The sequence below is a fragment of the Salipiger mucosus DSM 16094 genome, from assembly GCF_000442255.1.
Lineage (GTDB): Bacteria > Pseudomonadota > Alphaproteobacteria > Rhodobacterales > Rhodobacteraceae > Salipiger > Salipiger mucosus.
On record NZ_KE557284.1, the window covers coordinates 42,539 to 55,220 of the forward strand.

General features: G+C 68.4%; 14 protein-coding genes. 5 read left to right on the forward strand and 9 right to left on the reverse strand.

What is annotated here, in order from left to right; all coding sequences use genetic code 11:
- Positions 1-41: 41 nt before the first annotated feature.
- The 5 genes from SALMUC_RS23575 to SALMUC_RS23595 form a co-directional block, all read right to left on the reverse strand.
- Positions 42-1,262, reverse strand: a complete 1,221-nt coding sequence (locus SALMUC_RS23575) for a glycosyltransferase family protein (RefSeq protein ID WP_020041938.1) — start codon at positions 1,260-1,262, stop codon at positions 42-44.
- Position 1,263: 1 nt separating this feature from the next.
- Positions 1,264-2,046: an HAD-IIB family hydrolase gene (locus SALMUC_RS23580; protein ID WP_020041939.1), complete on the reverse strand. Its 783-nt coding sequence runs from the start codon at positions 2,044-2,046 to the stop codon at positions 1,264-1,266.
- 105 nt (positions 2,047-2,151) lie between these two features.
- Entirely contained in the window at positions 2,152-2,367 is a 216-nt protein-coding gene (locus tag SALMUC_RS23585) for a GDCCVxC domain-containing (seleno)protein (protein WP_020041940.1), read from the reverse strand.
- A gap of 47 nt (positions 2,368-2,414) precedes the next feature.
- Positions 2,415-3,806 (reverse strand): 30S ribosomal protein S6--L-glutamate ligase, encoded by a 1,392-nt coding sequence (gene rimK / locus SALMUC_RS23590; protein ID WP_020041941.1) that lies wholly within the window; start codon positions 3,804-3,806, stop codon positions 2,415-2,417.
- A gap of 129 nt (positions 3,807-3,935) precedes the next feature.
- Positions 3,936-5,276 carry an NAD(P)H-dependent oxidoreductase gene (locus SALMUC_RS23595; protein WP_020041942.1) on the reverse strand — a complete coding sequence of 447 codons (1,341 nt, stop codon included), beginning with the start codon at positions 5,274-5,276 and terminating at the stop codon, positions 3,936-3,938.
- A 183-nt stretch (positions 5,277-5,459) separates the two neighbouring features.
- Between SALMUC_RS23595 and SALMUC_RS23600 the strand changes: the two genes are divergently transcribed.
- From SALMUC_RS23600 to SALMUC_RS23610, 3 genes are all read left to right on the forward strand, one after another.
- Positions 5,460-6,317, forward strand: a complete 858-nt coding sequence (locus SALMUC_RS23600) for a transketolase (protein ID WP_020041943.1) — start codon at positions 5,460-5,462, stop codon at positions 6,315-6,317.
- Positions 6,318-6,418: 101 nt separating this feature from the next.
- Positions 6,419-7,456, forward strand: coding sequence for a transketolase family protein (locus SALMUC_RS23605; RefSeq protein WP_020041944.1), 1,038 nt, complete (start codon positions 6,419-6,421; stop codon positions 7,454-7,456).
- Positions 7,457-7,481: 25 nt separating this feature from the next.
- Positions 7,482-8,234, forward strand: coding sequence for an SDR family NAD(P)-dependent oxidoreductase (locus tag SALMUC_RS23610; protein WP_020041945.1), 753 nt, complete (start codon positions 7,482-7,484; stop codon positions 8,232-8,234).
- Here SALMUC_RS23610 and SALMUC_RS23615 read toward each other — a convergent pair.
- The 3 genes from SALMUC_RS23615 to metF all read right to left on the reverse strand — a co-directional run bounded on the left by SALMUC_RS23615 (position 8,224) and on the right by metF (position 10,847).
- Entirely contained in the window at positions 8,224-9,222 is a 999-nt protein-coding gene (locus SALMUC_RS23615; protein WP_020041946.1) for a LysR substrate-binding domain-containing protein, read from the reverse strand. The two genes, SALMUC_RS23610 and SALMUC_RS23615, sit on opposite strands and share 11 nt — an antisense overlap.
- A gap of 46 nt (positions 9,223-9,268) precedes the next feature.
- On the reverse strand, positions 9,269-9,799 hold the full coding sequence (locus SALMUC_RS23620) for a hypothetical protein (RefSeq protein WP_020041947.1): 531 nt from the start codon (positions 9,797-9,799) through the stop codon (positions 9,269-9,271).
- 181 nt (positions 9,800-9,980) lie between these two features.
- Positions 9,981-10,847 (reverse strand): methylenetetrahydrofolate reductase [NAD(P)H], encoded by an 867-nt coding sequence (gene metF / locus SALMUC_RS23625; protein ID WP_020041948.1) that lies wholly within the window; start codon positions 10,845-10,847, stop codon positions 9,981-9,983.
- 94 nt (positions 10,848-10,941) lie between these two features.
- On the opposite strand from metF, the gene SALMUC_RS23630 reads away from it, so the two are divergent.
- Positions 10,942-11,874, forward strand: a complete 933-nt coding sequence (locus SALMUC_RS23630; protein ID WP_021120898.1) for a LysR family transcriptional regulator — start codon at positions 10,942-10,944, stop codon at positions 11,872-11,874.
- 55 nt (positions 11,875-11,929) lie between these two features.
- Here SALMUC_RS23630 and SALMUC_RS23635 read toward each other — a convergent pair whose 3' ends face one another.
- On the reverse strand, positions 11,930-12,136 hold the full coding sequence (locus SALMUC_RS23635; RefSeq protein WP_020041950.1) for a cold-shock protein: 207 nt from the start codon (positions 12,134-12,136) through the stop codon (positions 11,930-11,932).
- Between the two features lie 220 nt (positions 12,137-12,356).
- Between SALMUC_RS23635 and SALMUC_RS23640 the strand changes: the two genes are divergently transcribed.
- On the forward strand, positions 12,357-12,677 hold the full coding sequence (locus SALMUC_RS23640) for an arsenate reductase family protein (RefSeq protein WP_020041951.1): 321 nt from the start codon (positions 12,357-12,359) through the stop codon (positions 12,675-12,677).
- Positions 12,678-12,682: the final 5 nt, after the last annotated feature.

Sequence of the window (12,682 nt, forward strand, 5' to 3'; positions counted from 1 at the left end):
GAGGTCTGAACATTTCGTCAAGCCGGGTGCAGCGCAGGCTTTCAGCCGAACTCCCGCTCGTCCGCCGCCACCGCCGCGCGGAAATCCGTGAGCAGCGTCGGGTCGGCCGAATGGACCCGGTTCCAGGTCGGGATGAAGGGCGTCTCCTGCGGGTTCTCGACGAACATCTGGCCCGCACGCACGATGTTCTCGCCGAAGATCTCGATCGAGCGCTCCTCGGCGTGGCGGTCGATGGCGAGCCCGTTCATCTTGGCATCCGCCCAGTAGGCCTCGAGAAGGTCGAGAGCCGAGCGGTAGTAGGTCGCCTTGAGCGTGCGGAAGACATGCGGCGTGAAGACCGTGCCGTCGGCGGCAAGCTTGCGATAGATCGCCTTGCAGATGTCGGTCGACATGCGCGACAGGCCCTGGCTCGCGTCCTCGGGCGAGAGCTCCTGGTGCTTGTGGTCGTACTGGTCCGCGATCTCGACCTGGCAGACCTGCCGCGGCCCGAGGTTGCGCCAGGCCTCCGACAGCACGCCGATTTCCAGCCCCCAGTCCGAGGGGATGCGCAGGTCGGGCAGCAGGCCCGTGCGCATCGCGAACTCGCCCGAGAGCGGGTAGCGGAAGGCGCGCAGGTAGTCGATGTAATCGCGGTCGCCGATGGTGCGCTTGAGCGCGATCAGCAGCGGCGAGACCAGCAGCCGCGTCACCCGGCCGTTGAGGCGGTTCTGGCCGACCCGGGGGTAGAAGCCCTTGGACAGCTGGTAGGGGAAGGTGGGGTTCGCCACCGGGTAGACCAGCCGGTCGAGCATCTCGCGCTTGTAGGTGAGGATGTCGCAGTCGTGGATCGCCATCACCGCGCTGTCCGCGCAGGAGATGAGGTAGCCCATGCAGCCCCAGACGTTCTTGCCCTTGCCCGCCTCCTGCGGGGCGAGCCCCAGCGCCTCGAGCCGCTCCATGATCTGCTGCATGCGCGGGCTGTCGTTCCAGATCACCGTGGTCTGCTGCGGCAGCTCGGCGAAGAAGGCCCGCGCGTGGCGGTACTGCTCGGCATCGGCGCGGTCGAGCCCGATGATGACGCGGTGCAGGTAGGTGACCTTTCTCAGCTCGGCCAGGATGTTCGGCAGCGCCTCGCCCTCGAGCTCGGAGTAGAGCGAGGGCAGAACGAGCGAGATGCGCCGGCTCTGGGCAAAGGTCTCGAGCTCGTAGACCATCTCCTCGAGCGGGCGCGAACGCAGGTTGTGGAACTGGGCGATGTTTCCGTTCTGGTGAAAGTCGGCCATGTCAGTCTGCGCTCCTCGTCGGTGCCGTTTCGTCGAGCAGGTCGAGCACCGCCCGGTTCCAGCCCGCGGGGCCGGGCGCGGTGGTGCGCCGGACACGGCCCCTGCTTTCGCCCGCGAGCTGCGGCAGGGAGGTGCCCGCGTCGTTGCGCACGATCACGCCGTGATCGGCGGTCTCGATCATCTCGACATCGTTCGGCGCGTCTCCCAGCGCGATGCTGGTGTCGCGGTCCAGATCGCGCATGATCCCCGCCATGCAGCCCGCCTTGGTCCCGCCGGCCGAGAGCGTCAGGAAGCGCCCGCCGCGCCGTGCCGAGATCCCGCGCGCCGCGAGCGCGTTCAGGAAGGCCGCGCGGGTCGACTCGTCGCCGGTCCAGGTGCCGGGTTCGGAAAAGCGGCGCTGTCGGGCCAGCTCGGCGGCGGGCTCGGGCAGGCCGGTGGCCAGTGCCACCTCGCGCAGGCTCATGTCGCCGAAACCGGTGAAGGGAGCCCGCAACTCGTGCGGCAGGGCGTCCAGCGCGGCGCGGATGCGGTCGTACTCGGTGGTATCGCTGTCCGCGGCACGGGGCACGACGGCCTGCGCGCCGTTCTCGACGATGGCGGGCCAGTCGCCAAGGCCCAGCTGCGCATGTAGCGGCGCGATCTCGGCGGCGGTCTTGGACGTGGCGAGGATCAGGGGAATGCCGCGCGCCCTGAGCGCGTCGAGCGCCGGCTGCGCGGGCGCGAAGCTGTAGCTGTCGTGGTCGAGGAGCGTGCCGTCGAGATCTGTGAAAACGATGAGCCGCACCGGTTCGTCCCTTGTTGCGTCCAACGCGTCCCATGTCGCGCGGGCGCGCGCAAGAAAAACCTTTCGCAGGTGCAGCAATCCGGAGCCGGACCCTGCGTCAACCGCCTAGCCGCAGCAGGCGTCGCCCGCCTGGATCGGCGGGCAGGGCACGGTGCCGAAGGAGCAGAAGACGCAGCAATCGCCGGGTTTCGGCTTCAGCACGGCCCCGCACCCGGGGCATTGCCAGAACCACTGGCAGGCGTCGGTGGGCATGGTCTCCTCGGTCACCTGCCCGCAATGCGGGCAGGTCAGCGTGCTTTGCAGGATGATCCCGGTGGCCATGCGCGAATACTACCACCCGCGCGGGCGGCCGTCACCGCCGCCTTGCCTCAGGCTTCCTTGCGCCGGGTCCGGCTGCGCGGTTTGCGCGGGGCGACCTTCTGCTCGATGTGCTGCATCACCAGCCCGGCGATGTCCTTGCCCGAGGCACGCTCGATCCCTTCCAGTCCCGGCGAGGAATTGACCTCGAGCACCTTCGGCCCGTCCTCGCCGCGCAGCAGGTCCACGCCCGCCACGTCGAGCTTCAGCGCGCGGGCAGCGCGCACGGCCGTGTCGCGTTCGCGCTTGGAGATGCGCGTCGCCTCGGCCGTGCCGCCCTGGTGCAGGTTCGAGCGGAAGTCGTCGCCGCTGCTCTTGCGCCGCATGGCCGAGACGACCTTGCCGCCCACCACGAAGCAGCGGATGTCCTCGCCCGCGGCCTCCTTGACGAAGCTCTGCACGAGGAAATCCGCCTTCAGCCCGCGAAAGGCCGAGATCACGCTCTCGGCCGCGTTCTTGGTATCCGCCAGCACGACGCCCTTGCCCTGTGTGCTCTCCAGCAGCTTCAACACCAGCGGCACGCCGCCCACGAGGCTGATGACGTTGCCCGAATCCTTGGGGCTGCGGGCAAAGGCCGTGGTCGGCATCCCGATGCGGTGGCGCGCCAGCACCTGGTGGGCATGCAGCTTGTCGCGCGACATGGTGATGCCCTCCGAGCCCGACAGGCAGTAGGTGCCCATGGACTCGAACTGCCGGACGACGGCTGTGCCGTAGTTGGTGATCGAGGCGCCGATGCGGGGGATCACCGCGTCGTAGTGGGGCAGCTTGCGGCCGTCGTAGTGCACCTCGCCGCCAACGGCGCGGATGTTCATGTAGCAGCGCGTGGTGTCGATCACCTCGACCGCGTGGCCGCGCGACTCGGCGGCGCGGATCAGGCTGCGGGTCGAGTAATTGTCGGGCTCGCGCGTCAGGATCGCCAAGCGCAGCGCGCGGCGGTGCTGCTTGAGCCGCGGGGCGTCGTGGTAGACGTCAAAGCTCAGCTCGGGCTGGCAGTAGCTCTGCGCAGGGCTGACGATCATGTCCTCGGCCAGCGCCGAACGGCCCAGCAGCATGCGGTAGGACATGGCGCCGCGGTCGGTCAGCGTGACCTCGATCGGCCAGCTGCGGTCGCCCATGCGCGCGGTCGTCTCGATGACGAAGCGCAGCTCGCTCTCGCCGTTCGAGGAGGTCACCTCGCGCCGGTCCTTCAACGGGGCCGAACAGATGATCTCGAGGTTGGGATCTCCAGGGTCGGGGTGGATCGCGAAGCGCACCATCGGCTTGTCCGAGGGGCCGAAGGGCTCGATCGCGAAGGCGTGCAGCGCCGAGGTCCTGGCGCCGGTATCGACCTTGGCGCGAATGGCCGGCAGGCCGAGGTCGGGCAGGGCGAGCCATTCCTCCCAGCCAAGCGTGAACTGTTCCATCCCCATCCCTTTCCTGTTGCGCGGCCGTTCGGGTGCGACCTAACCCGCTGATAGCGGCTGTCACCCGGCGGCTTCAATGCGCTTTGCGGAAAAGGGGCGGCCCCGCCGGGCTGGCGGGGCCGGATTGGCTCAGTCGGCGACCATGCTCTGCATCTCTTTGCGGATCTTCACGATGTCCAGGTCGTCGGTCACCTCGACGTCGTCGAATGTCACGATCTGGTCCTTGCCGACGTGGTTCTTCAGCTTCACGTGATGCGCGAGGCCGATGGGCAGGGCGTTGATCTTCGCCGAGGTCGAGGCGGGCAGGGCGTCCGCCACCACCGCGTAGCCGCCCTCGCCGTCGAGCATGGAGCCCGCCTGCAAGTCGGCCTTGGCGATGGCCACCGCGTCGCCGCGATACTCCTTCGAGCAGCCCGTGGGCTCGCCGCGCAGGCAGACCGAAAGCACCGAGATCGCCGCCTCGAGCCCGATGATGTGGAAGGGCCGCCAGCTCGAGCCGTACCAGCCCGAGTCGTCGATCTTCAGCCCGTACTGGCGGAAACAGTCGCGGGTGTATTCGCAGGGCGCGCGGAAGGTCGCCCAGACGCCCCAGCGGATGTCGTTGTGCACCTGCCGGCCGTCCAGCTCCTCCGAGGCCGCGACCTCGGCCACGCCGCCCTTGGGCAGCCGTCCGCCGTCCGAGGCCGGACGGAAAACGCGCGCCAGGTCATGCGTGCCGCAGGGGTAGAAGCCGAGGCCGTCCTCGGGGCACGACAGGCCCGTCGCGTTGGCCACCGCCGCCATCTCGATCGCCGACTTGGTGCCGTCGACGAAGGAGTTGTACATCTTCGGATTGAAGTCGCCCGCCGCGACCTCTTCCTTGGACCAGCCGAAGTGATCCCAGACCGTGTCGGGCGTCGAGTAGCGGTAATCCGGCACGTATTTCATGCCCTTGCCGGCGGCCACCAGCTCGAACCCGCAGGAGCGGACCCAGTCCACCAGCTCGCAGATCAGCGCCGGCTGGTCGCCGTAGGCCATGGAGTAGAGCACGCCGTTGGCCTTGGCCTTGGCCGCCAGCCACGGACCGCAGAGCACGTCGGCCTCGACGTTGACCATGACCATGTGCTTGCCGTTCTCGATGGCCGAGAGCGCGTGACGCACGCCGGCGAGCGGGTGGCCCGTGGCGTCGATGACGATCTCGATCCCCTCGTGCTGCGTCAGCGCCATGGCGTCCTCGGTCACGAAGGTCGCGCCGGTGTCCATCGCCTCGCCGAAGGAGGGCGCCGCATAGGCCGCCGCGTCCCAGCCGACCCGCGCTAGGGATTCCTTGGCGCGCGAGACGTTGAGGTCGGCCACGCCCACGATGTGCAGCCCGTCGATGAAGCGCGCCTGGCTCAGGATCATCGAGCCGAACTTGCCGGCGCCGATCAGACCGGCGCGGATCGGCCGCCCCTCGGAAGCCCGTTGGCCCAGCAGCGTGTAGAGATTCATGGTGTCCTCCCGTTTGAAACCTGCGCCGACCCTAGCCACGGGCACGGATGGTATACCATGACGAAAAGCTGAACTCGGGTTAAGCTGTGCTTCACGCATATTTAAGAATTGATGATTGAAGCCATGCCCGCCCGCGCCCCATAAGGCCCGGCAGGACGACCGGCACGACCAAGGGAGGACGACGTGACAGCATCACCCGCGAAAGAGGGCTCGAACCTGAGCCTCGAACAGCGCGCCTGGGGCATCCGCCGCAACGCACTGCTGATGGGCGAGGTGCAGGGCCAGGGCTACATCGGCCAGGCGCTGGGGGCCGCCGACCTGCTGGCGGTGAGCTACTTCCACGCCATGGACTACCGCCCGGACGAGCCGGAGTGGGAGGGCCGCGACCGCTTCTACCTCTCCATCGGACACTACGCGATCGCGCTCTACGCCGCGATGATCGAGGCCGGCATCCTCCCCGAGACCGAGATCGCCACCTACGGCATGGACGACAGCCGCATGCCCATGTCCGGCATGGCGGCCTACACCCCGGGGATGGAGATCACCGGCGGCTCGCTCGGCCACGGCCTCGGCATCGCCGTGGGCGCGGCGCTGGGTCTCAAGCGCAAGAACAGCGCCTCCTTCGTCTACAACATGCTGTCGGACGGCGAACTCGGCGAGGGCTCGACCTGGGAGGCGGTGATGTCCGCCGTGCAGTGGAAGCTCGATAACCTGATCGCCGTCGTCGACTTCAACAACCAGCAGGCCGACGGGCCCAGCACCGCCGCGCTCGCCACCGGGCCGGGCACCGAGGCCGCCAAGTGGGAGGCCTTCGGCTGGCACGCGCAGGAGGTCGACGGCAACGACATCCCCGCGCTGGTCGCCGCCTTCGACGCCGCCCGCAACCTGCCCGAGGCAAAGCCCCGTGTCATCATCTGCAACACGAAGATGTGCAAGGGCATCCCCTTCCTCGAGGAGCGCGAGATCACCCACTTCGTCCGGGTCGAGCCCGACGAGTGGCAGAAGGCGCTCGCGCTGCACGACACCAACCGCCCGGACTGAGCCCCGCCGCTTCTTCTGGCCTGCAAATATCCCGGGGAGTCCGCGCGCAGGCGCGGACGGGGCAGAGCCCCGAACCCCCGCCCGAGAAAGGCAACCGACCCATGACCATCGGCCCAAACTCCCGCCGCAAGTCCAAGTACGAGCCCCGCCAGGCGCCCGGCGCGGGCGGCGCGCGGACCTCCGCCATGATCGCCTCGCTCGACGCCGAGGGGCGCGAGACCGTCTCCGCTCCCTTCGGCAATGCGCTGGTCGAGCTGGCGAAAACCCGCGAGGACATCGTCGGTCTCTCCGCCGACCTGTCGAAATACACCGACATGCACGTCTTCGCGAACGCCTATCCCGATCGTTTCTACCAGATGGGCATGGCCGAGCAGCTGCTCTTCTCCGCGGCCGCCGGCATGGCGCGCGAGGGTTTCACCCCCTTCGCCACCACCTACGCCGTCTTCGCCTCGCGCCGGGCCTACGACTTCATCGCCATGGCCATTGCCGAGGAAAGCCTGCCGGTGAAGATCGTCTGCGCGCTGCCCGGCCTCTCGACCGGCTACGGTCCCAGCCACCAGGCGACCGAGGATCTGGCGATCATGTGCGGCATGCCCAACCTCACGGTGATCGACCCCTGCGACGCCACCGAGACCGCGCAGGCCACCCGCGCCATCGCCGATCATCCCGGGCCCGCCTACATGCGCCTGCTGCGCGGCAAGGTGCCCGACGTGCTCGGCGAATACGGCTACCAGTTCGAGCTCGGCAAGGCCAAGACGATCCGCGACGGCTCGGACGTGCTCTTCGTCTCCTCGGGGTTCATGACCATGCGCGTGCTCGACGCGGCGGCCGCGCTCGAGCGCGACGGCGTCTCCTGCGCCGTGCTGCACAGCCCGACGATCAAGCCCCTCGACGAGGAGACCATCGCGCGCGAGGCCGCGAAGGGCGGCCGGCTCGTGGTCACCGCCGAGAACCACACGATCCGCGGCGGTCTCGGCGACGCGGTGGGGGCTGCGCTGATGCGGCGGGGCGTGCACGTGCCCTTCCGCTCGATTGCGCTGCCCGACGAGTTCCTCGACGCCGGCGCGCTACCGACGCTCCACGATCAATACGGTCTGACGGTCGAGAAGATCGCGCAGAACGTGAAGTCCTGGCTCTAAGTCACTGCAATCAAGGAAAAGAAAAATGAACCTACTGGACGGAAAGACCGCCATCATCACCGGCGCCGCCAGCCCGCGGGGCCTTGGCAAGGCGACCGCGAAACTCTTCGCCGAGCACGGCGCGCGCATCGCGATCCTCGACCTCGACGCCGCCGCCGCCAAGGCCGCGGCCGAGGAACTGGGCGAGGGTCACATCGGGCTGGCCTGCAACGTCACCGACAAGGCGGCCTGCGAGGCCGCCGCGCAGGAGGTGATCGACACCTTCGGCCAGGTCGACATCCTCGTGAACAACGCCGGCATCACCCAGCCGCTCAAGCTCATGGACATCGCGCCCGAGAACTACGACGCGGTGCTCGACGTGAACCTGCGCGGCACGCTCTACATGAGCCAGTCGGTCATCCCGCACATGCGCGGCCGCAAGACCGGCTCGATCGTCAACATCTCCTCGGTCTCGGCACAGCGCGGCGGCGGCATCTTCGGCGGGCCGCACTACTCGGCGGCCAAGGCGGGGGTGCTGGGCCTGACCAAGGCGACGGCCCGCGAATGCGCCCCCGACGGCGTGCGCGCCAACGCGGTCTGCCCGGGCTTCATCGCCACCGACATCACCGGCGGCAAGCTGACCGACGAGATGATGGAACAGATCCTCGCAGGCATCCCGATGGCCCGCGCGGGCGAGGCTTCGGACGTTGCTGGCTGCTGCCTCTTCCTCGCCTCCGACCTCGCGGCCTACGTGACAGGCTCCGAGGTCGACGTGAACGGCGGCTCGCTCATCCACTGAGCCTCTGCGGCGCGGCGCCCCCGACCAGTTCGACGGGGGCGTCGATCTCCACCTCCACGAGCCCGAGGTCAGCCTCGACCTGCGCGATCTCGGCCTCGTGCGCGGCGGCCTGTTCGGTCAGCCAGTCCATGAAGAGCCGCACCGCCCGCCGGTTGAGGTAGCGCGTCGGGCAGGTGGCCCAATGCGCGGGATAGCTCAGCACCGGCAGGCCGGGCGTGACCGGCACGAGCCGCCCCTCGCGCACCTCGGGCAGGGCCAGCGCCAGCGATTCCAGCACCACCCCGGCGCCGTCGACGGCCAGTTGCAGCGCCATGGACGAGCGGTCCATCAGCGCCGCCTTGCGGTTCTCGGCCGTCTCGATCCCGTTGCGGCGCAACCAGAAATCCCACTGGCAGAGGTTGCGCGCGCTGTCGATCAGCCGCGCCCGAGAGAAGAGCGCCTCGGGTGTGTCCGCGCCGCCGATCTCCTCGAGGTAGGCGGGGCTGCAGAGCGGCAGCATGTGGTCGCGCACCACGGGCGCGACGTGAAAGCCCGTCCAGGCGCCCAGCCCGTAGCGGATGTCGAGGTCCATGATCTCGCGCTCGAAATCGGTGGGGTCGGGGGCCGCGTCGACGCGGATGTCCCAGTCGGGATGGCGCGCGATGAAATCGTGCAGCCGCGGACCCAGCCAGCGCACGCCGAAGCTGGGCGCCACCCGCAGGTTCAGCCGCCGCGATTCCCGCGCGCGCCCGAGGTGCCGGTGCGCCTCGCGCAGCATCGAGATGGCGGCGGCCGAGGCCTGGAACAGCTGCTCGCCCTCGAGCGTCAGGCTCAGCGCCCGGCCGTTGCGGCGGAAGAGCTTCACCCCCAGCTGCTGCTCGAGCTGCTTGATCTGCTGCGAGACCGCCGAGGGCGAGACCGAAAGCTCTTCGGCCGCGCGGGTCAGCGTGCCGCGCCGGGCGACGGCCTCGAAGTAGAGGAAGGCGTTGAGGTTCTGGTCGCGGGACATGCGGGCTCCGTCTGAAGTCCCGCTAAACTATCCCTTCCGCGCTGCTTTAGAAAGCCGGGGCGCGCTGGCGCCGCAGCTCGGCCAGTTCCTCGGGGCGCAGCTTGGCCATCTTGGGGCGGCGCGGGGTGACCGGTTCGCTGGGGATGCGCGGGTCGCGCGGTTTCGGCCAGACGCAGAGCGCGAGGCCGATGCACCAGTTGATCCCGCAGAGCATGACGATCGGCACGGCCGAGAAGATCGCCAGCGACCGCGACAGCGGCTCGGCCAGCTGTAGCGAGATGACGGCGCCCATGGCGGGAATGGAGAAAAGCAGCGGCACCAGGGCGTGGAACAGCAAAACTGGCAGAAGGTGCGTCGGGTGATCCGGCCGGGCGAGGATACGCGGCGTCAGCCCCGGACGCATCATCGTCGCGGCGACGAAGACCGACATGGCCGCGAGGAAGCCGAGAGCGGCGACGTGATGCCCGAGCGCGAGCTGCGAGGGAATCCGCACCAGCGCCGCGAGGGCCGCGAGGCCGCCGTAGAGGCCGGTCGCCCGCAGCAGGGCCAGGTAGGATGTCGCCAGGACGTTCTGCATCTTCGCCGCTCCGTGTTTGCCGTGACCGCAAGCTGTGCGGGCCCTGTGGAACGGACATGGCCGGGTGGGGGCGAATTTGTGGATTCTCAAACCCTTCGCGGCCGAATTATGGCCGGCGGAGGCGGCACGAAAAAAGGGCGCGCCAGCGGCGCGCCCCATACGTCCAGCCGGAGGGGTCCGGTCAGGCGACGTTTTCCAGCCGGGCCTCGGGGGTGACCCCCAGCGCGTAGCAGACGTCGCGCGTGAGCTCGGGCTTGTTCAGCGTGTAGAAGTGCAGCTTGTCGACGCCGCCCTCGAGCAGCTCCGAGCAGAGCTCGGTGCAGAGCGCGGTGGCCAGCAGATCTTGGCGGCCGTCGCGGGTGGCGGCCTCGAAGGCCTCGATCACCCAGTCGGGGATCTTGGTGCCGCAGGCCTCGGCGAAGCGGCGCGCGCCTTTCCAGTTCTCGACCGGGAAGATGCCCGGCACGATGGGCTTGTCGATCCCGGCCTTCTCGCAGGCGTCGCGGAAGCGGAAGAAGGTCTCGGCCTCGAAGAAGAACTGCGTCAGCGCCTCGGAGGCGCCGGCGTCGAACTTGCGCTTGAGGTACTCGACGTCCGCCGTGTCGGTCGCGGCCTCGGGGTGGATGTCGGGATAGGCGCCCACGCGGATGGTGAAATCGCCCTCCTCGCGCAGCGCCTCGATCAGCTCGACCGAGTGGGCAAAGCCGTCGGGGTGGGGGGTGAAGCCCGACTCGCCCTTGGGCGGGTCGCCGCGCAGCGCGACGATGTCGCGGACGCCGGCTTCCTTGAACTGGCGCGCGATGCCCAGCGTCTCTTCACGAGTGGCGTTCACGCAGGTCAGGTGCGCCGCGACGCGCAGGTCGGAACGCTTGTGAATGGCCGCGACCACGTCGCGCGTCAGCTCGCGCGTGGTGCCGCCGGCGCCGTAGGTGACCGACACGAAGCGCGGGTCGAGTGGCGCGAGCGCCTGGACCGTGTCCCACAGGCGGAAGGTGCCCTCGATGTTCTTGGGCGGAAAGAATTCTAGCGAAATCTCGGGGCGGTTCATGACCGGGCTCCTCTTGATGCCTCATCCTTGTCGCACAGACTGCATTGTGAGACAAACTCATAAATCTCAAGAACAACATGAGCCGCGTGCCAAGATGCATATAGAGTTCCGCCATCTCAGGACAATAAAGGCGATCCACGACGCGGGGGGCCTGGCACGGGCAGCCGACCAGCTGAACATAACCCAGTCGGCGCTTTCGCACCAGATAAAGGGCCTCGAGGAGCAGGCGGGGGTGGAGCTGTTCGTGCGCCGCTCGAAGCCGATGCGCCTTTCGCCGGCGGGCTTGCGGTTGCTTCGCCTGGCCGAGCAGGTGTTGCCGCAGGTCGAGGCGGCGATCGCCGAGTTCGACGGGCTGCGCAAGGGATCCACCGGTCGCATGCACATCGCCATCGAGTGTCACGCCTGTTTCGAGTGGCTTTTTCCCGTGCTCGAGGCCTTTCGCCACGACTGGCCCGACGTCGATGTCGATATCCGGCCCGGGCTTGCCTTCGACGCGCTGCCCGCGCTGCAGACGGAGGACGTGGATGTCGTGATCTCCTCGGACCCCGAGGATCTGCCGGGCGTCACCTTCACCGAGCTCTTCGACTACAGCCCCGTCTTCGTCGCCGCCGCGAGCCATCCGTTGGCGCAGAAATCCTGGATCGAGGCCGAGGACTTTCGCGGCGAGACGCTCATCACCTACCCGGTGGAGCGCAGCCGGCTCGACGTCTTCTCTCAGCTGCTGACGCCCGCCAAGGTCGAACCGGGTGCGATTCGACAGGTCGAGCTGACGGCGGTGATCCTGCTGCTGGTGGCCTCGAACCGCGGCGTCTCGGTGCTGCCCGACTGGGTCGTGCGCGAGGTGAAGTACAATTCCGATTACGTCACCCGCCCGCTGACCGCGACCGGGTTGAAGCGGCGTCTCTACGCCGCGACGCGCACGGCGGACCTCGACCGGCCCTACGTGCGCGATCTCATCCGCCTCGCCGGGGAAGAGGCGCGGCGGTTGCAGGACTGGGCCGGCCCGGGGGCGTCCGCGGCCGGTTAGACCGGTCGCGGTCAGGCCCTCGGCGAAAGGGCAGGACCCATGGTCTGTCGCGAGGTCAGAGCGACTTGAGGTCCGCGGCCATCATGCGGCCGTCGCGTCCCTCCTTGAGCTCGTAGCTCACCTTCTGATTGTCGGCCAACCCGGTCAGACCCGAGCGCTCGACAGCGGAAATATGAACGAAAACATCCTTGCCGCCCTCTTCAGGCGCAATGAAGCCGTAGCCTTTGGTGGTATTGAACCATTTCACGGTGCCGTTCGGCATGGTCCCGTGCTCCTTCCAGTCGTCCTTGGTCTCTTGCCCGAAAATGGCGGGCGCTCCGTCACATCCGCCTTTCAGGCCTGCCGGTGAAATCGCGGCGTCTGGCTGATCGTCGAAGGTCACGGAATCAGGGTTGCACGCGCTTTGTAAAAATCAAGCGAAAGGCTTCGCACCCGCGGCGATCGGCAATAAATTGTCCCGCGACGGTCAAGGAGCGAGCGAGATGGAACTTTACGGACTGAAGAACTGCGACACCTGCCGCAAGGCGCTCAAGGCATTGCCACGCGCGACTTTCGTCGACGTGCGAGGCGATGGCGTGCCGCCCGAGGTGCTGCGCGACGCCCGTGCGCGCTTTGGCGACAAGCTGATCAACACGCGGTCGACGACATGGCGGGGCCTGTCGGAGGACGACCGGGCGGGCGATCCGCTGGAGTTGCTGGCGGTGCATCCGGCGCTGATGAAGCGGCCGCTGATCGTGGATGGCGACCGGATGTACCTGGGTTGGGACAAAACCGTACAGGCGGAGCTGCTCGACACGGCTTGAGCGGG